Raw genomic sequence first — 22,695 nt, forward strand, 5'->3', positions numbered from 1 at the left:
TGAGGAAGCGGGTAGCCCCATGCTGGCCGGAGCCTGCCGGGTTCAGAGCCGGTCCTTGAGGGTGGCCAGTCGGGCGGCAGCCTCTTCCAGGACGTCCGCTTTCTTGCAGAAGGCAAACCGCAGCAGGCTCCGCGTTCGCTCGGCCCCTTCGGGGTGGCAGAACACGGGGACGGGGATGGCTGCTACTCCAACGAGCCCGGGAAGTCGCCGTGCGAGATCCACCGAGTCCCGAATGCCCAGCGGAGCGGTGTCGACGTTGATGAAGTAGGTTCCGCTGGGGTTGTAGACTCCGAAGCCTGCGGCGCGGAGGCCCTCAGCAAGAACGTCGCGCTTGTGTCGAAGGGTATTGGCAATGCCCGTGTAGAACTCATCGGGTAGGGCAAGTCCCACGGCGATTGCGCTTTGGAAGGGCGTCCCCGAGCTGTAAGTCAGGAATTGTTTCACCGTACGCACTGCCGCCACCAGCTCCGCCGGTCCGCTGAGCCAGCCGATTTTCCACCCGGTGAAGGAGAAGGTCTTGCCTGCGGACGAAATGGTGATGGTGCGTTCGGCGGCGCCGGGCAGCGACGTGATCGGGATGTGCCTTACGCCGAATGTCAGGTGCTCGTAGACTTCGTCGCTCACGATGATGGCGCCGTACTTAGCTGCGAGTTCCACAATCCTGGTCAGTACGGGTTCCGGAAAAACGGCTCCTGTGGGGTTATGCGGATTATTCAAAAGGACGATTTTGGTCCGGCTGCTGAAGGAGTCTTCCAGCTCCGCGAGGTCGGGGAGGAAGTCCGGAGCCAGCAGGGGAGCGGTGACGTGGTTGCCTCCCGCCATGCCGATGATGGCCCCGTACGAGTCGTAGAAGGGCTCGAAGGTCAGGACTTCGTCGCCGGGCTGGATGAAGGCGAGCAGTGTGGCGGCAATGGCTTCCGTTGCGCCAGTTGTGACCAGTACTTCCGTGTCCGGATCCGGGTTAAGCCCGTAGAAGCGCTGTTGGTGTGTGGCAATGGCTTCCCTCAACGCGGCAGTGCCCTTGCCTGGCGCGTATTGGTTGGCTCCCTGGGCGATGGCGGATTGGGCAGCCGCTTTGATTTCCGCCGGGCCGTCTTCATCGGGAAACCCCTGGCCAAGGTTTATGGCCCCGGTGGACAGTGCCAAGGTGGTCATTTCCTCGAAGATTGTCACACCCAACGTTCCATCGGGGGAGAGCAGATTGGCTCCCGTAGCGGCCCGCTGCCATGGTGTTGAGTCAGTACCAGCGGTGGTGCCGGCACTCATATCAAGGGAGGGGCTTTTGCCTGCGGATGCCATGTCAGCCATGGTATCCCGGCAAAGCCATGGGGTAGGTTCGTCTCATGAGACGCGCGGTATGCCCTGGATCCTTTGACCCCATTCACAATGGACATCTCGAAGTCATCGCCCGGGCCGCCGGCCTGTTCGACGAAGTCATCGTGGCCGTGTCCACCAACTACGCCAAAAAATACAGGTTCAGCCTTGAAGACCGCATGGAAATGGCGCGGGAAACATTGGCCTCTCTGCGCGGGATCATCGTGGAGCCCATGGGCGAAGGTTTGCTGGCGGAGTACTGCCGTCACCGCGGTGTCTCAGCCATAGTCAAGGGGCTGCGTTCATCTTCGGATTTCGATTACGAGTTGCCGATGGCCACCATGAACCGCCAGTTGACCGGCGTCGAAACGGTCTTCCTGCCTGCGGAAGCGCATTACGTGCACCTTTCCTCCACCTTGATCAAAGAGGTCAACGTCCTCGGCGGCGACATCTCCGAGTACGTCCCCAAATCGGTGCTGAAGAGGCTCCTCGCTGGCGAGCCGCCCACGGAACCCTCGCGCAAGGGGTAGGCTTGATGGGTACCTTGCGCCTTCGCGCGGAGTTCCCAAGCTGAAATCACCGCGCATTCACGCGCGCCCGGCGTCGGTTTGAGTCCTCAAGCGTGATCAGGCTAAGATGATACGTCGGTCATATGTTCTACAGGAGTTCTCATTAAGCGAGATGCAAGTTCGCCCTTGGCGCTGGTAGTCAAGGACCTTGGACGCAGTCCAGGGACCATGCGGACACTCAACGAGCATGTACCTGCGCCAAGTGACCTTGGTGTGGCGCTCATTGGCGTAAAGGAAGGCTCGGATATCGAGCTGGATCTTCGTCTTGAGGCCGTACACGAAGGAATTCTGGTATCTGGAACCGTAGACGTCGAAGTAACCGGCGAATGCGGTCGATGCCTGGATCCCCTTGCGTATGACCTTGAGGTCAATGTGCAAGAACTTTTCTTCTACGAAGGCGTTGAGCTTTCGGGCGAAGAAGACGATGAAGAGCAACGTCGAGTCGAGTACGATCTAATCGATCTTGAGCCGGTGTTGCGGGACGCAGTTGTCACTATGCTGCCGTTCCAGCCGGTGTGCCGGGAAGACTGCCAGGGCCTGTGTTCCGAATGTGGAGCGCGCCTGGAAGACGAGCCGGGGCACCACCACGAGGTCATTGACCCTCGCTGGGCTGCCCTAGCTGATCTGGCTAAGACTGACCGGCAAACCGATTAGTAAGTGTTCGTCTAAGAGAGAAATGAGATAGCCGTGGCTGTTCCCAAGCGGAAAATGTCTCGCGCAAATACACGCGCCCGCCGTGCCCAGTGGAAGGCAACTGCCCCCAACTTGGTCAAGACCATCGAAAACGGTCAGGTTACCTACAGCCTGCCGCACCAGGCAAAGGTCGTTACTGACTCTGCCGGCACCGCGCTGTTCCTTGAATACAAGGGCCGCAAGGTCGCAGACGCCTAATCTGCCGTACAGGCTGACTAAGGATGTCTTCAACTGAAGAGCTTCTGAAGCGTCTCGGTGTCTCGATTGACACCGAGACGCTTCGTCTTGCTCTGACACATCGCTCATATGCGTATGAGAACGGCGGGATTCCCACCAACGAGCGTCTTGAGTTCCTCGGCGACTCCATCCTGGGATTCTCGGTCACCGATTCTCTTTACCGTGAGAACCCCTCGCTGCCTGAAGGTGAGCTCGCCAAGCGACGCTCCGCCGTCGTCAGTACGCGTGCTTTGGCTGGTATTGGCCGGGAGATCGGCGTCGGCGAGTTTATTTACCTCGGTCAAGGCGAGAAGCTGACTGACGGCAAGAACAAGGCCTCCATCCTGGCTGACACCATGGAGGCCCTGATCGGGGCCACGTATCTCTCGAACGACATCGAGACCGCACGCCAACTGGTGATGCGCCTGGTGGGCCCGCTGCTCAAAGATGCCGGTGCCCTTGGAGCAGGAACCGACTGGAAGACCAGCATCCAGGAACTTACGGCGAGCCGGCAACTGGGCGCCATTCACTATGCTGTGGAGGGCTCCGGGCCGGACCATGCCAGGACGTTCGAGGCAGTACTGAACATCGGTGGAACTCCCTACGGCCGGGGCTCGGGCCATTCCAAGAAAGAAGCAGAGCAGGAAGCAGCCGCTGATGCCTGGCGTGCCCTGACTGCCTTGGATCCCACTACTGCCGGTCCTTCTTCCGCTTGAACCCGGATGCCTGAACTTCCTGAAGTAGAGGTTGTCCGCCGCGGCTTGGCCCGGTGGGTTCGTGGCCGTACCGTCACCGGTGTTGATGTCCTTGATCCGCGCTCCATCCGACGCCATGCCCTCGGAACAGAAGACTTTATCGGGAATCTTGAGCACGCAACCGTGCTGGACGTCGTCCGTCGAGGCAAGTTCCTCTGGATGCCCCTCGCCATGTCCGGCGTATCCGACACCGAACCCGCGGACGAGCTCCCCAAGGTGGCGCTGATGGCGCATCTGGGAATGAGCGGGCAGCTGCTGATGCAGGACCCCGTGGTGCCGGATGAGAAGCACCTGAAGGTCAGAATCAGCCTCAGCCCGGCGGACGGGATGCCTGAGCAGCTGCGGTTCGTGGACCAGAGGATTTTTGGTGGCCTGTTCGTGACTGCTTTGGTGCCAACTGTCGACGGTGGCCCTGGCGGCCTGGGCGAAACGCCCCTGCCGGAGATCGCCGAGGAAGCATCGCACATTGCCCGGGATCCGCTTGACCCTTACTTCTCTTTTGACGCGTTCTACCGGAAGGTCAAGGGCCGCAAGACCGGCCTGAAGCGCGCTCTTCTGGACCAAGGGGTCATTTCCGGCATCGGCAACATCTATGCGGATGAAGCCTTGTGGCGTGCCCGTCTCCACTATGCCAGGGCCACAGACACACTTCGCCGGGCGGATGCCGAGCGCCTGGTTGAGGCTGTGAAAGACGTCATGAACGCCGCCCTTGCCGCAGGGGGGACGAGTTTTGACTCCCTCTATGTGAATGTCAATGGCGATTCCGGGTACTTCGCCAGGTCGCTCAATGCCTACGGACGTGCCGGTGAACTGTGTGGCCGTTGCGAGGCAATCGGATTGCACAGCGTCATGAAGCGGGAACAGTTTATGAACCGTTCTTCCTATACCTGCCCGGTGTGCCAACCGCGGCCGCGGAATGGACGTTGGTAGGGCCAAAACTGTTCCGGAATCGGGGTCGCAATGGCAGACTGTCCCCATGAACAGCTTGGCGCTTCGAATCGCCATCGCAAGGATCAACGCCACCACAATGTGGGTGGCGTCAGTTCTACCCGCCGTCCATCGTGAAAAGGCGTACCAACCTCTCGGCAATCCCGTCACCCCGGACATGCCATGATGGCGCGGCGGTTGGTCATTGCGGGCATCTGCCTTGCTGTGCTGATCGCCGCCGTCGCCGTGGTTTTGGACCAGATGGCCGGGAAGCCAGGGCCGTCGGCCGCCCAAAGCACAACGTCTTCTGCCCCAACCCCAGGCTCCAACGCCACCGCTTCAGGGGCCCCGACCCCGGGTGGTGCCGGGGAGCCCGCCCAGTCCGGTAGCCCGACGTCGGGCGCCGAAGGCAGCGCAGGCAACAACAGCGAGGAGGAGGGTGGCCCGTCCACCGCCAAGCCGCTCGAGGTCCTCCCGCCGGTAACCGCCACTCCCACAGGTTTGCCCGAACCATCTGCCCCCGCGCCACTGATCACCACCTTGCCTGAGCCCGGAAGTGCGGCCGGTGAAGTGGTGGACGGATGGCCTGCCGATATTTTGACGTTGCCCCAAGGAACAACGATCGGTTCCACCTCAATATCGACGTCTGGTGATGTCCTCCAAGTAACAGCGGACGGAATCATTGCCAAACCGCAGGCCGAGGTCCTGGCGTCCTTCCGGCAGTCGTTGGTGGCCCATGGATTCTGGTCGGAGGGAGCCCCCGCAGCGGAAGGAGCTGTTGCCGAACGGTTCGTGCGGGGCACAGACACGGTCACGGTTTCGGTATCGACAACAGGTACCGGCAACTCACGTTTCCAGCTTTTGGGCAGCCTGCACACGGCGGCGGACTAGGGGCAGCGATGTACATTTCACTCTCGGACCGAGGTAAACGGGACAAGCCGGAGGGAACACGAACGGCACTATCGAGCGAAGTGCCGTTCCGTTTGTCTCCGGTCATTTTGTGGTTGGGCATTGTGAGTATGGTGACCGATGTCTCCTCCGAGTCGGTCACCGCGATCCTCCCTTTGTATGTGACCGGATTCCTGGGATTGTCCACCATTGCCTTTGGGTTCATCGACGGCATCAACCAGGGCGCCAGTGCGATCGTCAGGATTGCGGCCGGCTGGGCTGCCGACCGCAGTGGCCACCCCAAACGGATAGCTTTGGCCGGCTACGGCTTGTCCATGATTGCCAGAATTGGTTTTCTCTTCGCGGGCGGGTTCTGGGCAATAGCGGCAATAGTTACCGGTGACAGGATCGGCAAGGGCATCCGCACGGCACCGCGGGACGCCCTCATTTCGGTCTCAGCACAGCCCGAACATCTGGCTCGTTCCTTCGGCGTGCACAGGATGCTGGACAACATCGGCGCCGCGGCCGGGCCGTTGATCGCGTTCTTCGTGTTGTTGATGATTCCCAACGGTTTCAGCACGGTGTTTGTGGTGTCGCTGGCGTTCGCCGTGATCGGTGTTGCTGTTCTTGCTTTGGTGGTGCCTGATATCAAGGCGCGTGGCCTCAAGGGCACGGAGGAACGCGAAGGACGCCGGCTTTTCGCTTTTTCCTGGAGTCACCTGAAGGAACCAGGGCTGGGCAAGCTGCTGATTGCTGCGGGGCTGTTGGGGTTGGTGACCGTTGGTGACGGCTTCATCTATCTGGTGCTGCAGGCACGGGATTCCTTCGCCGTCCAGTGGTTTCCGTTGTTGTTCGTGGGCACAAATGTGGTGTTCCTCGCCTTCGCCATTCCGCTGGGACGGCTGGCGGACCGGGTGGGAAAGATCCCGGTGTTCGTAGCGGGACACATTGCGCTACTGGCAACCTACCTCCTCGCGGCGGCACCTTTCGGGGGGCTTTGGGCGACTGTAGGCTGCCTGGTCCTTCTGGGAGCGTTCTACGCAGCCACAGATGGCGTTCTGGCCGCCTTGGCCAGCCAACTAACCCCTCCGGGGAAGCTCGCCACGGGCATTGCCTCTGCGCAGACAGTGGTGGCTCTCAGCCGGATGATGGCATCGGCAGGTTTCGGTGTCCTGTGGTACGCAGTCGGTGCGCCAACGGCCATGGTGTTGGCCGGTGGGTTGCTCGCCTGCGCTGTGGTGGCCGTCGCGTTCATCCTGAGAGGCGCCCGGGTTGCCCCGGTTCAGGATGCAAGTGACGAGGCATGAGCGGCGGGCTCGCGGAAGGTAAGTTGCGGTGGGGTGCCCTCCTTGCCGTCACGGCACTGGTCCTGGTGGCGGCAGGTATCTACGCGGTGGGCGCATATCAGCGTTTCGAGGAGAGTCGCATTGCGGCCTCGTCCGTGGGCGTCACGGCGAGCCAGCCGCTTCCGGCCGGACCCTTCATCCTTTTTCGCAACACAGCATCAGGCCAAGGCTACGGAAACGCCGCCACTGTTCCGTTGGACTCCCCGGATGGCACCCGGGCGGTGAGTGGACAAGAGTGCGATCGCGTTTACGGAACGTCGGAGAACGTGGTGTGCCTGAAGACAAACCGGGGATTGGTGACGGCATTCGAGGCTGCTGTGCTGAACCGCAACTGGGAGCAGCAACGGGTCTGGCCGGTCCCGGGAATACCCAGCAGGACCCGCATCAGCCCCGACGGTTCCATGATCGCCACCACCGTTTTCGTTTCCGGCCACTCCTATGCCACAGCAGGCTTTTCCACCGCCACCGAGATCAGCCTTCCGGAAGGTACCTCCGGTAACCTCGAGGACTTCGCCTTGATGGTGAACGGCGAAAGGCTTCTTGCCACCGACAGGAACATTTGGGGTGTGACCTTCGCGCCTGGCCAGAGCGATGTTTTCTACGCTACTGCCGCTTCCTCAGGGCGCATCTGGCTGGTGCGGGGGAGCCTGTCCGCCAAGACCCTGACTGCCATTCACGACAACGTTGAGTGTCCGTCCATCTCGCCTGATGGCACGCGGATCGCGTTTAAGAAGAACGACGGCGGGGCGTTGGCAGCCCACTGGAACGTCGCTGTGCTTGAGCTCGCTACGGGACGGGAAACGGTACTCGCTGAGAAGCGCAGTGTCGATGACCAGATCGAATGGCTCGACAACCAGAACGTTCTCTACGGTTTAGCGGACGAAACCATTGGCGGGGACAGCAACATCTGGAAGCTGGCAACCGATCCCGACTCGCAGCCGAGCCTGTTCATCGCCCATGCATGGTCACCCAGCGTGGTCCGCTGAAGCTGCTCGAGATCAGGGGTCCACTGCATGGATCCGCTGGCGCCCGGCCCGGAGTTCAGGGGTTCGGACACCAGCGGAAGCAGTCCCTTTCAGCTAGCCTTCAGCAGACCCGCAACAGCCCGCAGACTAGCCCGCCTGTTTGTGTGGGACTGGGCGTCGGGCTCGGTGACGGACTCGGAGTTGGCGTCGCTGTCGCAGTTGCGGTCGGCGTTGGTGTCGGAGTCACTGTCGGAGTGGGTGTAGGCGACGGAGATGGGGCGGCCAGTTGCTGCTGAGCCGGAGCTGCGGAGGAATACACCACGTCCACAAAGTAGTTGGTGGCATTCCAGGAGCTGGTTGGCATGACTCCGCCGGAGCCGTACCGGTAGCGGCCATTGTTCGGGCCAGCGGCAGTGAATACCCCGCTCGTCCATGTCTGGTTGAAGAACCCGGATGTCGACGAGTAGCGGCCATTCGGTGCCCGGTAGGACACCACGTAGGTTTGGCCCGTCGTCAATGCCACTGGTGTGGCCAAGGTGGCAGTTTGCCAGCCTGTCGCCGTCTCATTGGTGAAGGTCACTTGCGCCAGACGGGTGCCTGCCGCGTTCCACAGAGAGCCCACGTGAGTTCCCGTGTTTCCGGCCCCCTTGTAGAAGCGGATTCCCGTCACGTTCCCGGCTTGGGACACCGTGAAGGCGGTACCCAGTTCCACAGACAGGAAGTCAGAGTTTGCGGCGACCTGTGGAACCAGCGACCCGAAAATCGTGGATTGCTGGACGGCCGGGGCCGCAGTTGTAAATTGCCAGGTGGTGGTGGGGAACGCCTGCCCTTGCTGGGACACGACGTTCGCCACGGTGGCCGAAATCGCTGTGCTGTTGGGGAGCGGCGCGCTTGGGGTGAAGGTGATGGTCCGGGCATCGGCAGAAAATGCAGCCGTCCCTGCGACGGACGCGCCGTTCGCGGTCAACGTGAACGAAGCGCCGGGGTTGATGGCGGACGAGAACGTGATGGACGGCTTGACGTCCACAGGAATCCCGGTAGCACCCGGTGCCGGAATCTGTTCTGAGACCGTTAGCTGAGCAGACGTGACACTAAACACGAGGTCCACCAAGTAGCTTGCAAACGAACGGTCACTCGGGAAGTTGTTTGTATACGAATACATTCCGGAGTCTGGCGCTGTGCGGAGCGGACCGCTGGTGAAGCCGGCGCCGAACCCTCCGTCGGTGTAGGAATATTTGCCACTCGGAGACTTGTATGCGGCCACGTATTCTGTGTCAGCCTGGATGGACACTGGCTGACTGAAGGTCGCAGTCTGCCAGCCGCTTGTTGTTTCGTTGGTAAATGTCACTGATGCCAACAATTGCCCCGCTGCGGTATAGAGGGACCCGGTATGCGTCCCGGTGTTCCCACCCGACTTGTAGAAACGGATGGCGGTGATCTGACCGGCGGTATCGCTGGCGAACCGTACGCCCAATGTCAAAGCCATGCCATCGTCCACTTCGGCGGTGGTAGGTACTACCGTGTCCTGGTACAAGGTGCAGGGGCACACTCCCGGGGTCCGTGGCGGGGGAACGGTAGTGAAGGTCCACGAACCACCGGAGGACATCGGTTGCCCGGACACCGCCGTGGCGGTGAGGGTGGCCGTGTAGGACATACCTGCCGCAAGGGACGCAGAAGGAGCGAAAGTAACCTTCCGTGTTGCTTGGTCGTACGTGGTGGTGCCCGCTACCGCAACCCCGTTGCTGTTCTTCAAGGACAGCGTGACGCTCGACGGCACCGCGGCCTCCGACAACACGGCTGACACAGCCTTATCCAGCGGAACACTTGAGGAACCAGGCAGGGGTGAATGGGAGCCAACCGTGAATGGAGGCGCTGGAATCATGACGATGACGTCAACCAGGTAGCTGGCGGTCGACCGCGAATTGGGAAAGTCCCCGCTGTACGAGTACGCGCCGGCGTCGGCATCTGCCCGAAGCGGCCCAACACTCATGCCCGGGCCGAAACCGTTGGCGGTGGCGGAATAGGTGCCTGTAGGTGTCTTGTAAGAGGCAATGTACTGCGTGTTGGCCGTAATCTGGACCGGCTGGCTGAACATGGCGGTCTGCCATCCGGAGCTGCTCTCGTTGGCGAAGGTCACTGTTGCCAATTGCTGGCCGTTGGCCGTGTAAAGGGCGCCCGTGTGAGTGCCGGTGTTCCCGGCCGACTTGTAGAAGCGGATGCCTGTGACCTCGCCTGCCGAAACGCTCGAGAACCGAACGCCCAACGTCAGCGGAACGCCATCGCGAATCTCGGCAATCCCCGGAGTGACGCTGTCATCGTAGAAGCTGCAGGGGCAGGAGCCGGGGACAGGCAGGGTGGCCGCTGTGGTGAACGTCCAAGTGCCGCCGGATACTACTTGTCCGCCGACCGCGTCAGTACCGGCGATCGTCGCCGTGTACTGCGTACTAAACGCCAACTGCGAGCTTGGAGTGAAAGTGGCGCGGCGGGTCGCAGCATCGTAAGCAGTGGTCCCGGCCACAGGGCCAGCGGACGACCGCAACGTCAACTGTACGCTTGCTGGGGTAACGGGCTTGGAGAACACCGCGCTGACCTTCGTGGCAACCGCAACGCTGGACGACGACGGGATCGGAGAGTGCCCGGACACCGTCAAAGGGGAGTTGTCCACGGTGCTGAAGATGGCGTCGGCGAAGTAGTTGCCCCCGTTGTAACTGGCAGTCGGGAAGCTCTGCGACGTGCTGTAGACGCCTGCTGGTTCAGCTCCGAAGCCACCAGCCACGGTTAGCGGAGCAGCAGTAGACCCGAAGCTCGCCCACTGGAAGTCCTTTATGGCATAGTGCCCCCGTGGTGCCCAGTACGAGACGGTGTACTTCTGCCCGGCCGTGACAGCCACAGGTTGGCTGAACAGCGTGGTCTGCCAGCCGCTGGCAGTCTCGTTGGTAAAGGTGGCCGTGGCCAGGCGCTCGCCGGAGGAGCTCCAGAGCGAGCCTGTATGTGTTCCTGTGTTGGCCGCGCTCTTGTAGAAGCGCACGCCGGTGATGAAGCCGTCAACAGTGGGAGTGAAGCGCAGTCCCATTTCGTAGGCTCCACCGTCGCCGGAGTCCTGAATGGCGGGAACCGTCTGGCCAAAGACGCTGTAGGGTCCGGCGAGTACGAGGTTGCGGGTGGTGGGCGTACCAATGTTGGCGCTATCGTCAATTGCCCGGACTTGGATGGTGGCAGTCGCCAGGCCCTGCTGTATGTAGCTGAAGGTCCAGTTCTGCTTTCCCACGGCAGGGTGCCATGTGTTGCCGCCGTCCGTGGAAACCTCGACGCCGGCTACCACGCCGCCGCTGTCGGCCGCGGTGCCAGTGACGGTGACCTTGGAGCCGTGGGGGATTGTGGCGCCGTTGGCCGGTGCGGTAACAGCAACCGTAGGCCCTGTCCGATCGCTGCTCGGGGCTGCGGCCACAAGACCTGCCGCACGCGTCGCAGGCTGCACGCCCATATCCGCAAAGAGATTGATCTGGGCTTGCCGCATCCTGGGATCCGCTGCCGCCCCGTTGCCGTCGTGTTCCTGGTCCAGGCCCCAAGTCCATTGCACGCTGCCGGCTGAGAAGACCAAGGCGCCGCTCGCAGCGCGATAAAGCGTCACATTATGTGTCGTAGTTCCGGGCTTGACGGTGTTCCCGTAATCCTGCAGGTATTCGGGTACGCTCCCTACCGTTGTGGAAAGCCGGATGAGGCCGGCCGGACGGAACCCGTTGTCGATGTCTTCGTTGGACTCATAGCCGACTGTGTGTTGAGCCAAGGCTGCCGATGAGCCAGCGGGTAATGACGCCAGGGGGGTATTACGCCATAGCCGGGTCTTTCCTTCCTCGGAGCTAACCGTCACGGGTAGATCGGAGTAATTGGACATGTAAAGGGTTCCGGTCAGCCCGTTCTCCGGTAGTCCGCCGCCGTTGGCTTGTGATGCGAAGCGAGGGTCCCGCCAAGTACCTGTCCACTGTGGGCTGGGGTCGATCTTGCCGTTGGACCAGGTCTCCTTGTATGAAGTCAGTGTGCGCCCGGCAGCGCCGTCCACGATGGAAGGTTCGAACCGGGTCTTCCAATACATCTCGTTCCCGGACAGGAACTGCAGGTTGACACCCGCATCGCGGGCCGCCGCGACGTTGGCCCTCTGGGCGCCAGACCAATATTCATCGTGCCCTACAGAGAGGAAGACTTTGTGGTTGAGCAGTAACGAACCGCTGCGATCCGTATCGAGGCCGCTGATGTAGCTGACGTCGTAACCGTTTTGTTCCAGAAACCGGACCATCGGGTATTCATTGGCAAAGTAAAAATCTCTGCCGGCATTAGCACCGCGGCTGGCCATTGGACGGTTGTAGCTGATCTTGTAGGCCCTGCCGTTCTCGCCGCCTTGGTAAAAATTGGAGCCGCCATAGGTGTTGTAAGCCTGCCACGTCGTATCAGACGTCTGGAACACAACATCCGAGCGGCTCGAGTCAGACCGAACAACGAACGTTATGTGACTTTGGCCGCCAGTGTCGGGTCTGGTTAGCAGCGCCACGTAGACGCCAGAGACGGCCGTAGCCGGGACCTGCCAGGTTGCAGACACCGCCCAATTGCCGCAATCGTATAGCTCGGTGGCCAAGTCCGTTCGGCACTGGGGCTGATTCTGCCGGAAAACCGATGGAGTTACATTCGCGATCTTGCGGGCCCCGTTGCCGCCATACCAGCCCGTACGGTAAATCCCGATGGTGTAAGTTGACGCGTCAGTATCCACCTTGAAGCGTATTGGCTGGCCGGCATTGACGCTCATCTCGGTCGAGAAGCCTTGTATGCTGTCGTCGCCCGGAACCTCGATGTCCCACTCGGACGGAGGACTTCCGGGCTTGGAGTTCTCACAGGCCACGGCGTTTACTACCGGATCACATGGGCCAGCGGCTACCGCTACGGGTGCGGTAAGGGGCAGCAGGGCCGCCGTCATGCCAATCACCAAGGGCACAAGAAATCCCCTGAAGACTCGCTGTGATCGGGTAGCTGAACGACCGGGCATCAGAACTCCTGGAGTGGTACGCCAATTGCTAAGACGGGTCCGCGGTTTTACGCGCGGGCCCTGCTTGCCGCTCCCCAGCCAGGGTCAAACCAAGATCTTCAGTTATGAAACGCAGGGTAGGCGAATGAATGTTCCGAAGATCGGGACCGTATCCGGCAGTGACCGAACAGAAGTTCAAGCCGAAGCCGGATTACAGGAACAAATCCGCCAAGTAACCCTTGGCAGGAGTGTAGGGGTGTGGAATGCCGCCCGCAAGGGCTTCCGCCGTCAGATCCGCGGATTTCGCACAAACCGCAGTAGATTTATTGGATACAGACACCCGGGCCACCCAGGAGAACCGAAGCGCCTTGCACCTGAAAAGTTTGACTGTCCGCGGATTCAAGTCGTTTGCGTCGGCCACGACCTTCGACTTTGAGCCCGGCGTCACTGCTGTCGTCGGTCCCAACGGGTCCGGTAAATCCAATGTGGTGGATGCCTTAGCCTGGGTCATGGGAGAGCAGGGTGCAAAAACCCTTCGCGGCGGCAAGATGGAAGACGTCATCTTCGCCGGCACCTCAGGCAGGCCGCCTCTGGGCCGCGCCCATGTCGCCTTGACTATCGACAACGCAGACAACGCGCTCCCCATCGAGTACAGCGAAGTCACCATCTCCCGCACTCTCTTCCGAACGGGTGGATCCGAGTACGCCATCAACGGAGCACCGTGCCGGCTCCTGGACATACAGGAACTCCTCTCCGATTCCGGTCTCGGCCGCGAAATGCACGTCATCGTGGGACAAGGCCAGCTGGACCGCGTACTCCACGCGACACCCGAGGACCGGCGCGGCTTCATCGAAGAGGCGGCAGGAATCCTTAAGCACCGCCGCCGCAAGGAAAAGACGGTCCGCAAGCTGGAGGCCATGCAGGCCAACCTCGCGCGCCTGGGTGACCTAACGGCGGAAATACGGCGGCAGTTGACTCCCTTGGGCAAGCAGGCAGAGATAGCCCGCCGTGCCCAAACAGTGCAATTCGACGTTCGGGACGCCCGCGCCCGACTCTTGGCGGACGAGCTCGTTCAACTGACAACCACCCTTGAGAAGGATGTTGCCGACGAAGCGGCCCTCAAGGAACGCCGCCAGGTGGTTGAGGCCGGGTTGGGTTCGGGGAGGCGACGCCAAGCTGCTTTGGAGCAGCAGGCCGCCGAAGCCACGCCGCGACTCAACGCCGCACGCGATCACTGGTACCAGCTCTCCGCAAACAGGGAGCGACTCCGCTCACTCGGATCACTGGCAACTGAACGCCGGCGACTCCTTGGCTCCTCAGAGGCGCCCCCGGATACTGGACGCGATCCCGAGCAACTCGAACGCCAGGCCGCGCGGGTCCGCGAGGAACAAGCTGCCCTTGAACACGACATTCTTGCCAAACAAGCCGCACTCCTGGAAGCCACGGTAGCGAAGGACTCGGCCGAAGCACTCGCAGCCGCGGAAGACAAGCGCCTGACGGCCATGCTAAGGGCAGCCGCCGACCGCAGGGAAGGGCTGGCCAGGTTGGCAGGCCAAGTGGCAGCGGCCAGATCCCGGGCTGAAGCTGCCGAAGCCGAGCGTGGTCGCCTCAGGGAATCCCTCGGGGCAGGTGACGAACGGCGCCGTAAGGCGCAAAGCGAGTTCACTGCCCTCGAAACACAGGTGGCGGGCGTTGAAGACGGCGAAGAGAGCCTCGACGCTGACTACGAGAATGCCAACGAGGTCCTGGATGCTGTCCTGGCGGAGATCGAGGAACTGAAAGCTTCCGAGCGGGAAGCTGTCCGTGAGCGGGACGCCCTGACGGCTCGGCGTGATGCACTTCAACTGGGGCTCAACCGCAAGGACGGGTCCGGAAGTCTTCTGACGGCTGAGGGCGTTCTTGGCTCATTGGCCGCGCTGATAACTATCGAGCCGGGATATGAGGCCGCCATAGCTGCCGCCCTGGGGAGTGCCTCGGACGCCTTGGTGGTCGCCGATACGGACAGCGCTGTAGCAGCCTTGCGTTTACTGAAGGATGACGACGCCGGCCGGGCAGCACTGCTTCTTGCCGGCGGTCCACCCGCCGAGGAAGACGTACGTGCCAACGCCGCGCTTCCCGCCGGTAGTCGCTGGGCAGCCGATGTGGTGAAAATCGCTGATCCCGCTGCCCAAGGTGCGCTCGCACTCTTGGCCCGTACCGCCGTCGTCGATGATGTGGAGGCGGCGGCAGACCTCATTGCGGAGCACCCTGGCCTCAGGGCTGTCACCCGTGAAGGTGACGTTCTGACCTCCTTGACCATCACAGGCGGATCGGCCACCGCGCCGACACTGCTTGAGGTTCAGGCAGCAGTGGACGACGCCGTTGCCCGGCTCCAGGAGGTCACGGCCCGTCTGGAACGTGGACGCTTCGCCTTGGCCGGAGCTCAATCGCGCCGCGCCGAAGCGCAGGACCGCGCCGATGCCGCCTTGGAGCGGCTGCACGAATCGGATGCCCGGCTGGCGGCGGTCGCTGAGCGCTTGGGCCATCTTAACTCGGTTCTTCGCAGTGCTGTTGGCGAAAGCGAAAGGCTCGCTGCATCCATGGCCAAGGCTGAAGCCAACATCGCTGAAGCCCAACTGGACCTCGAGGTCGCGGCGGAGCGCCTCGCTGCGGCCCAGGAAGCTCCGGATGAGGAACCGTCCACGGATCAACGGGATGAACTGGCTGCCCACGCCAGAACCGCCCGGGCATTGGAAACAGAGGCCCGCCTCGGGCTCCGGACTTCGGAAGAGCAGTTGGGAGCAATCAGTAACAGGGCGGCATCTCTTGAGCGGGCAGCAGCAACTGAACGCCGTGCCCGTGAAGAGGCCGCTCGTCGGGCGCAACGCCGACGCGCCCAGGCGAATCGTGCGGCGGCAGTCGCGTCAGCGGTGGAGCAGACCCTCCGGTTCATCGATATTTCGGTGGATCTGGCCGGATATGATCGTGACCTTGCCGAGCAAAAGCGTGAGCAGCTGGAGAAGGAGCTCACTGAGGTCCGCTCCGGGAACGATGCCCTGGCCCGGGAGCTTGCCGAACTGACTGACTCGGTGCACCGGGATGAAATGGCCCGGACACAGCAGCGGCTCCGCATCGAGGCCCTGGAATCGCGGTCCATCGAAGAACTTGGCCTCTCCGCTGAACAACTCATTGCCGATTACGGTCCCGATCAACCGGTTCCACTGCCACCCGGAGCCACCACCGATAAGTGGGCTGAGCTTCGGGCGCCGGTTGATGAGAACGGCGAGGCCATCATCGAGGGAGTTCCGTTTGTCCGGGCAGAGCAGGAAAAACGGCTGAAGAAGGCCGAACGAGAACTTGCGGCGCTGGGGAAAGTGAACCCCCTCGCCTTGGAAGAGTTCGCCGCGCTGGAAGAACGGCACCAGTTCCTGAGCTCGCAGCTTGAAGACCTCAAATCCAGCCGCAAAGACCTGCTGGACATCATCAAAGAGGTGGATAACCGTGTCCAGCAGGTGTTCACCGAAGCCTTTGCTGATACTTCAGCGCAGTTCGACCACGTCTTTGCCCGGCTCTTTCCCGGCGGCGAAGGAAAGTTGGTACTCACTGACCCTGACGACATGCTCACCACGGGAATAGAAGTAGAGGCCAGGCCCGCTGGCAAGAAGATCAAGAGGCTTTCGCTGCTCTCCGGCGGGGAGCGCTCACTCACGGCAGTGGCACTATTGGTGGCGATCTTCAAAGCCCGTCCCTCGCCGTTCTATGTCATGGATGAAGTGGAGGCGGCGTTGGACGATACCAACTTGGGCCGGCTCATCACCATTTTTGAGGAACTGCGGGAGTCCAGCCAGTTGATCGTGATCACCCACCAGAAACGAACCATGGAAGTGGCCGACGCACTTTACGGAGTCACGATGCGGGGCGACGGCGTCTCCACCGTGATCAGCCAGAGGCTCGGTGCCGGGGCATAGCTTTATGAGAAGGTAGGGGAGTGAACGATTTCCTACCCATAATTCTGTCCATTCTCGCTGCGCTCGTAGTGGTCGGCGGACTCGTGCCGGTACTGATGAAAGCCCGGAAGACCGGCGCAAAGTACCCCGGAACACGTGACGCGAATGATCCCGTCCAGTCATCGGCAGCAGGCGGCGGAACCCTTGTGGAGGACCGCCCGGATGCGGTAAAGGCCCCGGCCCCGACCTTCGACGGAACCGTCGAGGACACGGACGTCCCGGATGACGCCGCCGGGCTCGAGACCATCGCCATCGATACACCGGCGCCGGTGGAGGGTCGCCTGACCCGTCTCCGTGCCAGGTTGATCAAGTCCAACAACATCCTTGGCAAGGGCCTCCTCGCACTGTTGTCAGGCGACAAGATCGACGAGAACGTGTGGGACGAGGTTGAAGAGACCCTCCTGCTGGCCGACCTTGGCACCGAACCCACCATGCAGCTGGTCGATGCTTTGCGGGAGCGCGTGAAGGTGCTGGGCACCCGCAGCCCCGAGGACGTCAAGGCGATGCTCCGTGAGGAGCTCATCAAGCTGGTGGATCCCGGCATGGACCGTTCGTTGAACGTCGAGCGCAAGGGTGACCGTCCCGCCGTCGTCCTTGTTGTTGGTGTGAACGGCGTTGGCAAGACCACCACCGTAGGCAAGCTGGCACGTGTGCTGGTGGCTGAAGACAAGGACGTGCTGTTGGGGGCGGCTGACACGTTCCGTGCGGCAGCGGCCGAGCAGTTGGCCACGTGGGGACAGCGTGTGGGTGTGCCCACCGTCAAATCCGATATCGACGGCGCGGACCCAGCTTCCGTGGCCTACGAGGCCGTGAAGGCCGGCATTGACCAGGAAGTCGATGTGGTCATGGTGGACACCGCCGGACGCCTGCAGAACAAGACCGGCCTGATGGATGAGCTCGGAAAGGTCAAGCGCGTCATCGAAAAGCTGGCCGAAGTGGATGAGGTCCTGCTGGTCCTGGACGCCACTACCGGACAGAACGGCCTCAACCAGGCGCGCGTCTTCGCGGAGGTAGTCAACATCACGGGCATCGTCCTGACCAAGCTGGACGGAACCGCCAAGGGCGGCATTGTTGTGGCCATCCAGAAGTCATTGGGGGTCCCGGTGAAGCTCATTGGCTTGGGCGAAGGCCCGGACGACCTCGCACCGTTCGATGCCGAAAGCTTCGTGGACGCACTGCTTAACTAGCGCTGCCTGCCCAACTGACTGGCATTAGCGGTTGTTCTGAGCCCTCAGAGCAACCACTAATGCCAGTCAGTTTTTCGGTTTAAGGGTTCGCGTGCCGGCAGCCACGCCGCGGCGGTAAGGAGGAGCACGCCTCCTGTGATGCCGAACGCCCAGCCGTAGCCAAGGCGGTCAGCGAGGAGTCCCGCCACGATGGGACCGACGATCGCGCCTGTGTCAGCCGCCATCTGGAAGATGGCGAGTACCTTCCCTCCCGAACGTCCCCGGCCGATAACATCGGCGACGGCGGCCTGTTGCGCCGGCCCCAGCAAACCGGAGCCGAATCCTGCCACAGCCGAAGCTATGAGGAATGCGGGCAGGTCTGATGTGAGGCCAATGACCCCGGTGGCCGCGCCCGTGATGACCAGACCGGGGATCAGCAAGGGCTTTCTTCCCCAAGCGTCCGCGAGCCGCCCGCTGAAGGTCAGCGCCAAGGCGTTGCCAACGGCAAAGATAGCCAGGGCCCAAGCGGCGGTCTCCGGCGCGGACTGCAGGACAGCAACGGCGAACAGTGGGATAGTGGCCATGCGGACGCCGAACGTCACCCAGCCGTTGCCGAAGCTCGAAAAAATGGCGGCACGGTACGCGGAGTCCGCCAGAGCTTCCTTCAAAGTCATTGCCGGGGCAGGTGCTGCGTCCTCCGCCGCATTGCCTTCCCCGCTGAGCATGGTGCGCACCACCAGGGCAGCCACCAACAACGCTCCGGCGTAGGCAAGGAAGGGCACCCGGAGGCCAAAGCCCGCCAGCAAGCCGCCCACTACCGGCCCCAGGACGCTTCCGATCAGGAAAGCTGAGGCGTAAGCACCGGACACACGTCCCCGCCGTTCGGGTGGTGCGAGCCGGATGAGCAGTCCCATGGCGGCAACCGTGAACATCACCGAGCCGGCCCCGCCCAGACCGCGGAAGATCAGCAGTTGCCAATAGTCTTGGGCAAAGGCGCAAGCCGCCGTGGACACCGCCACGATCAGCAAGCCTGAGACGTAGACATTCCGTTCGCCAAAGCGTCCGATCAACGCGCCGCCTGCCGGGGCGAAGACCAGCCTCATGAAGGCGAAGATGCTGACAATCACTGCGGCAGCCGTGGCGCCGACGTCGAACGTTGTGGCGAACTGCGGCAGGACAGGAGCCACCAGACCAAAGCCCAGCGCGATCAGGAAAGCCGCAGCCAACATCACCTTGATGTCGCGCGGAAGGGGAGCCTTCTCCGGCCTGATCCTTGGAGCTTTGACGGATCTGGGCGACTCGGTCATACGGTACTGGTCCTTCAGGTGGGATGTCTGGGGCTATTGGGGTGCGTGTGGTCGAAAACCGGGTATTTCCTGTGAAGTCCGACGCCTGAAACATATCCGTAACACCGGGGATATGCACCATTTACGTTGGGGAGGTTGTTGTAACGAGCCCGCAATGTAAAACCTGCGCAGGTGAAACACGGCGGCACAAAACTCTTAAGCAGGACGCAAACGGCGTCAGGACAGCGGTTGAACCGCAGATCTAGCAAGAGAGGAACGTGCACCATGGAACTTACCGCAGGTCACGTATGGGTCATGGTGGCGGCGGCGCTTGTGCTGTTCATGACACCTGGTCTGGCATTTTTCTACGGCGGCATGACACGCGCCAAGGCAGCCCTGAACATGATGATGATGAGCTTCATCTCCATCGGCATCGTGGGCGTCGTCTGGGTGCTGTGGGGCGCTTCGATGAGCTCCGGTGAAGGTTTCCTGCAGATCGTGGGTAACCCGTTTGCCACCTTCGGCCTGGAAGGCATTGACACCCCGGATGGCTTGATCAAGGTCGGCTACGCTTCCACCTTCGCCATCATCACGGTCGCCCTCATCAGTGGCGCGATCGCTGACCGCGCAAAGTTCGGCGCCTGGAGCATCTTCGTCCCGGTTTGGGTCACGCTGGTTTACTGCCCGCTGGCCTACATGGTGTGGGGCGGCGGACTCTTCGGCCCGGAAGGCGCTATCGGCAAGGCCCTTGGCCCGGCCATTGACTTTGCAGGTGGCACCGTGGTGCACATCAATGCCGGTGTAGCAGCCTTGGTCCTGGTCCTCATCATTGGTAACCGCCGTGGTTTCGGCAAGGACCCGAACCACCGCCCGCACAACATCCCGTTCGTGATGCTTGGCGCTGCAATCCTTTGGTTCGGCTGGTTCGGATTCAACGGCGGTGCAGCAACCACCGCTGAACAGGGTGGCCTCATCTGGATCAACACCCTCGCAGCACCTGCAGCAGCCATGATCGGCTGGCTCATCACCGAACGCATCCGCGACGGCCACCCGACCTCCCTCGGTGCAGCTTCAGGTGTGGTTGCCGGCCTCGTGGCCATCACCCCCGCCTGTGCAAACGTCAGTCCCATAGGTGCACTCGGTCTCGGCGTGGTTGCCGGTGTGGCGTCGGCCCTGGCCGTTGGCCTGAAGTTCCGCTGGGGCTTCGACGACTCGCTGGATGTCGTAGGCGTCCACCTTGTTTCCGGCATCATCGGCACCGTGGCATTGGGCTTCATCGCCCTGCCCACCGACGGCGTCGGTGGCGGCCTCTTCTACGGTGGCGGCATGGCCCAGATGTGGGCACAGCTCGCGGCAGCCGGTATCGCCATTGCTTTCTCGGCCATCATGACGGCCATCATCGCCTTCGCCATCCACAAGACCATGGGCTTCCGGGTCTCCACTGAGCAGGAGAACGTTGGCGTCGACCTCAGCCTCCACGCTGAGACGGCCTACGAATTCGGTGTCAACGGCCACGGCGGCAGCTTCCAGCCCCTGCACGAGGCGATGACTGGAAAGAGCGATCCCGCAGCAGCCAAGACCCCCGCAGAAGGCAAGGAGAGTGTCCAGGCATGAAGCTCATCACAGCGATCGTCCGTCCCGAAAAGCTTGAAGCAGTCCGGGAAGGCCTCGAATCATACGGGGTCCAGGGCCTGACGGTCAGCGCGGCCAGCGGGTACGGCCGTCAGCGCGGTTACACCGAGGTGTATCGCGGAGCCGAGTACAACGTGGATTTGCTGCCCAAGATCCGCATAGAGGTCCTCGCTACGGATGAGCAGGCAGACGACATCCTGGATGTTCTCATCGCCAGCTCCAACACCGGCCGCGCCGGTGACGGCAAGGTGTGGACCGTGGATGTCTACGAAGCAGTCCGGGTCAGGACCGGAGAGCGCGGCGCAGCCGCAATCTAAGTCCTCCACTCAACATAAAGCGGGCCGGGTACCAATCAAGGTACCCGGCCCGCTTTTGGTGTATCCGCTGACTTTAGTCCTCGACGTCGGTGGGCCAGTTCGCCGGCCCCGCGCTGCCGGCGTCGTACTCGTCCAAGGGGACGGTACCGCTCTCCCACGCCCGAAGGACCGGCTCGATGATCCTCCAGCAGTCTTCAGCCGTGTCGCCACGGACGGACAGCAGCGGATCCCCAGTCAGGATGCCCTCCAGCACTTCTCCGTAGGGCAGCATGCCGGGTGCGTTGAGCTCGGCCACCAGACTGGCGCGGTCCAAGGTGAAGATGTCTCCGGGGCCGTTCACGTCGACGTTGAGTTGGAGCACGTCCGGACCGAAACCGATCCGCAGCTGGTTGGGGGAGTCCATACCGGAGAAGCCCTTTGGCAGATGAGGCACAGGGCGGAAGGTGATCACTGCCTCTTTGCGCCGGCGCCCCAGGGCCTTGCCCGATCGAAGGATGAAGGGGACGCCCTTCCATCGCCAGTTGTCGATGTCCACCCTGACCTCTGCGAGTGTTTCGGTATTTCGGGACGGGTCCACACCTTCCTCGGCGGCGTAGTCCGGTACCTTGCGTTCCCCGATGGTTCCCGCTGCATACCGGGCGCGCCGCGTCGAGCCGGTGTAAGGGGCCTTGATGCTGCTGGCCCGCAGGACCGTTGCCACGGCGTCACGAAGGTCCCGTTCCTCGATGGTGGCCGGGGCATCGATGGCGAGGAAAGCCATGATGTGCAGGAGGTGGCTCTGAATCATGTCGCGGAGCGCCCCGGCGGTGTCGTAATAGCGGGCCCGACCCTCGAGTGCCAGGTCCTCGTCGAAGATGACCTCCACTTTTTCGATGTGGTCCCGGTTCCACACTGGTTCCAGGAACCTGTTGGCAAAGCGGAGGCCCAGGATGTTCAGCACCGTGGCTTTGCCCAGGAAGTGGTCCACCCGGTGGATGTGATCTTCAGGCACCAAAGCGGCCAACGTCTTGTTCAACTCATGCGCCGATTCCGTTCCCGAACCGAAGGGCTTCTCCATGACCAAGCGTGTACCGGCGGGCAGCTGATCCCTGTGCAGGACCTCGCAAGCCTTCTGGCTGACGTGCGGGGGCAGGGCGAAGTAGATGGCAATAGGCCCCTCCAACGTCGCGAGCAGCTCCGCCAGGGGTCCGTCCGCCGTGACATCCACTTGGTGGTATTCCGTGCCGGCGGCAACGGCGGCCAAAGCAGCTTGCCCGGTGGCGTCGGCCCCGCGCACGGCAGCTTCAAAGGCGCCCTTGACTCTTTCCTGCCACTGTTCAGGGGACCAAGGGTCGGAGCCGGCTCCGACCAACCGAAGACCGGGAGCCCGGCCCGAAGCCAGTAGCCCGGCGAGTCCGGGAAGCAGCAGCCTGCCTGTGAGGTCCCCGGACGCGCCGAGGATGAGCAACGTTTTTACCGTCGTTTTGCTGGTCACTGTGCCAGCATGCCATCTTGCAGGTGCGACTTGGTACCCTAGATAGTCGAGTCCCCTTGTCGATTCAGATTTGTTGGGTTGAGACATTTTTATTTGGGGGCAATCGTCAAGACTCTGGCGTGCCGCATTGGCCGCCATTCGTAGACC

General features: G+C 62.1%; 17 protein-coding genes. 13 read left to right on the forward strand and 4 right to left on the reverse strand.

Features of this window, described 5'->3' with window-relative positions:
- Positions 1-42 precede the first annotated feature (42 nt).
- Entirely contained in the window at positions 43-1,266 is a 1,224-nt protein-coding gene (locus tag J3A64_RS04350) for an aminotransferase class I/II-fold pyridoxal phosphate-dependent enzyme (protein ID WP_210066050.1), read from the reverse strand.
- A gap of 77 nt (positions 1,267-1,343) precedes the next feature.
- Between J3A64_RS04350 and coaD the strand changes: the two genes are divergently transcribed.
- From coaD to J3A64_RS04395, 9 genes are all read left to right on the forward strand, one after another.
- Complete coding sequence (gene coaD / locus J3A64_RS04355) at positions 1,344-1,844, forward strand: pantetheine-phosphate adenylyltransferase (RefSeq protein ID WP_011775141.1); 501 nt, start codon at positions 1,344-1,346, stop codon at positions 1,842-1,844.
- A gap of 165 nt (positions 1,845-2,009) precedes the next feature.
- The gene (locus J3A64_RS04360) at positions 2,010-2,537 is read left to right on the forward strand and encodes a DUF177 domain-containing protein (protein ID WP_011775140.1); all 528 of its coding nucleotides are present in this window, start codon (positions 2,010-2,012) and stop codon (positions 2,535-2,537) included.
- Between the two features lie 33 nt (positions 2,538-2,570).
- Positions 2,571-2,774 (forward strand): 50S ribosomal protein L32, encoded by a 204-nt coding sequence (gene rpmF, locus J3A64_RS04365; protein ID WP_011775139.1) that lies wholly within the window; start codon positions 2,571-2,573, stop codon positions 2,772-2,774.
- 23 nt (positions 2,775-2,797) lie between these two features.
- Positions 2,798-3,508, forward strand: coding sequence for a ribonuclease III (rnc, locus tag J3A64_RS04370; RefSeq protein WP_011775138.1), 711 nt, complete (start codon positions 2,798-2,800; stop codon positions 3,506-3,508).
- Positions 3,509-3,514: 6 nt separating this feature from the next.
- Entirely contained in the window at positions 3,515-4,477 is a 963-nt protein-coding gene (gene mutM / locus J3A64_RS04375) for a bifunctional DNA-formamidopyrimidine glycosylase/DNA-(apurinic or apyrimidinic site) lyase (protein ID WP_210063694.1), read from the forward strand.
- A gap of 46 nt (positions 4,478-4,523) precedes the next feature.
- Positions 4,524-4,661 carry a hypothetical protein gene (locus tag J3A64_RS04380; RefSeq protein ID WP_159101464.1) on the forward strand — a complete coding sequence of 46 codons (138 nt, stop codon included), beginning with the start codon at positions 4,524-4,526 and terminating at the stop codon, positions 4,659-4,661.
- Positions 4,658-5,365 carry a hypothetical protein gene (locus tag J3A64_RS04385; RefSeq protein ID WP_014922094.1) on the forward strand — a complete coding sequence of 236 codons (708 nt, stop codon included), beginning with the start codon at positions 4,658-4,660 and terminating at the stop codon, positions 5,363-5,365. Before J3A64_RS04380 ends, J3A64_RS04385 begins: the two co-directional genes overlap by 4 nt.
- 80 nt (positions 5,366-5,445) lie before the next feature.
- Positions 5,446-6,669, forward strand: a complete 1,224-nt coding sequence (locus tag J3A64_RS04390) for an MFS transporter (RefSeq protein ID WP_210066051.1) — start codon at positions 5,446-5,448, stop codon at positions 6,667-6,669.
- Positions 6,666-7,694 (forward strand): PD40 domain-containing protein, encoded by a 1,029-nt coding sequence (locus J3A64_RS04395; protein ID WP_210063695.1) that lies wholly within the window; start codon positions 6,666-6,668, stop codon positions 7,692-7,694. The genes J3A64_RS04390 and J3A64_RS04395 overlap by 4 nt, the downstream gene beginning before the upstream one ends.
- A 100-nt stretch (positions 7,695-7,794) precedes the next feature.
- Here the strand turns inward: J3A64_RS04395 and J3A64_RS04400 are convergent, their stop codons facing one another.
- On the reverse strand, positions 7,795-12,708 hold the full coding sequence (locus J3A64_RS04400) for a DUF4082 domain-containing protein (protein WP_210063696.1): 4,914 nt from the start codon (positions 12,706-12,708) through the stop codon (positions 7,795-7,797).
- 347 nt (positions 12,709-13,055) lie between these two features.
- Between J3A64_RS04400 and smc the strand changes: the two genes are divergently transcribed.
- The gene (smc, locus tag J3A64_RS04405; RefSeq protein WP_210066052.1) at positions 13,056-16,634 is read left to right on the forward strand and encodes a chromosome segregation protein SMC; all 3,579 of its coding nucleotides are present in this window, start codon (positions 13,056-13,058) and stop codon (positions 16,632-16,634) included.
- A gap of 20 nt (positions 16,635-16,654) precedes the next feature.
- Entirely contained in the window at positions 16,655-17,860 is a 1,206-nt protein-coding gene (gene ftsY / locus J3A64_RS04410; protein ID WP_141285266.1) for a signal recognition particle-docking protein FtsY, read from the forward strand.
- A 56-nt stretch (positions 17,861-17,916) separates the two neighbouring features.
- On the opposite strand, the gene J3A64_RS04415 is transcribed toward ftsY, so the two are convergent.
- Positions 17,917-19,146, reverse strand: a complete 1,230-nt coding sequence (locus J3A64_RS04415) for an MFS transporter (protein ID WP_210063697.1) — start codon at positions 19,144-19,146, stop codon at positions 17,917-17,919.
- Positions 19,147-19,410: 264 nt separating this feature from the next.
- Between J3A64_RS04415 and J3A64_RS04420 the strand changes: the two genes are divergently transcribed.
- Positions 19,411-20,739, forward strand: coding sequence for an ammonium transporter (locus J3A64_RS04420; protein ID WP_014922087.1), 1,329 nt, complete (start codon positions 19,411-19,413; stop codon positions 20,737-20,739).
- Positions 20,736-21,074 (forward strand): P-II family nitrogen regulator, encoded by a 339-nt coding sequence (locus J3A64_RS04425; RefSeq protein ID WP_011775128.1) that lies wholly within the window; start codon positions 20,736-20,738, stop codon positions 21,072-21,074. Before J3A64_RS04420 ends, J3A64_RS04425 begins: the two co-directional genes overlap by 4 nt.
- A gap of 73 nt (positions 21,075-21,147) precedes the next feature.
- Here J3A64_RS04425 and J3A64_RS04430 read toward each other — a convergent pair whose 3' ends face one another.
- A complete protein-coding gene (locus tag J3A64_RS04430) occupies positions 21,148-22,686 on the reverse strand; it encodes a glucose-6-phosphate dehydrogenase (protein ID WP_286176164.1) in 1,539 nt (512 codons plus the stop codon).
- Between the last annotated feature and the right edge of the window lie 9 nt (positions 22,687-22,695).

The organism is Pseudarthrobacter sp. PvP004, from assembly GCF_017876035.1.
GTDB lineage: Bacteria > Actinomycetota > Actinomycetes > Actinomycetales > Micrococcaceae > Arthrobacter > Arthrobacter aurescens_A.

Coding starts and splice junctions, on each gene's coding strand:
- J3A64_RS04385 (WP_014922094.1), top strand. CDS start 4,658: ATGATGGCGCGGCGGTTGGTCATTGCGGGCATCTGCCTTGCTGTGCTG.
- rnc (WP_011775138.1), top strand. CDS start 2,798: ATGTCTTCAACTGAAGAGCTTCTGAAGCGTCTCGGTGTCTCGATTGAC.
- J3A64_RS04425 (WP_011775128.1), top strand. CDS start 20,736: ATGAAGCTCATCACAGCGATCGTCCGTCCCGAAAAGCTTGAAGCAGTC.
- J3A64_RS04415 (WP_210063697.1), bottom strand. CDS start 19,146: ATGACCGAGTCGCCCAGATCCGTCAAAGCTCCAAGGATCAGGCCGGAG.
- J3A64_RS04395 (WP_210063695.1), top strand. CDS start 6,666: ATGAGCGGCGGGCTCGCGGAAGGTAAGTTGCGGTGGGGTGCCCTCCTT.
- J3A64_RS04420 (WP_014922087.1), top strand. CDS start 19,411: ATGGAACTTACCGCAGGTCACGTATGGGTCATGGTGGCGGCGGCGCTT.
- J3A64_RS04380 (WP_159101464.1), top strand. CDS start 4,524: ATGAACAGCTTGGCGCTTCGAATCGCCATCGCAAGGATCAACGCCACC.
- J3A64_RS04350 (WP_210066050.1), bottom strand. CDS start 1,266: ATGAGTGCCGGCACCACCGCTGGTACTGACTCAACACCATGGCAGCGG.
- J3A64_RS04400 (WP_210063696.1), bottom strand. CDS start 12,708: ATGCCCGGTCGTTCAGCTACCCGATCACAGCGAGTCTTCAGGGGATTT.
- mutM (WP_210063694.1), top strand. CDS start 3,515: ATGCCTGAACTTCCTGAAGTAGAGGTTGTCCGCCGCGGCTTGGCCCGG.
- coaD (WP_011775141.1), top strand. CDS start 1,344: ATGAGACGCGCGGTATGCCCTGGATCCTTTGACCCCATTCACAATGGA.
- J3A64_RS04430 (WP_286176164.1), bottom strand. CDS start 22,686: ATGGCGGCCAATGCGGCACGCCAGAGTCTTGACGATTGCCCCCAAATA.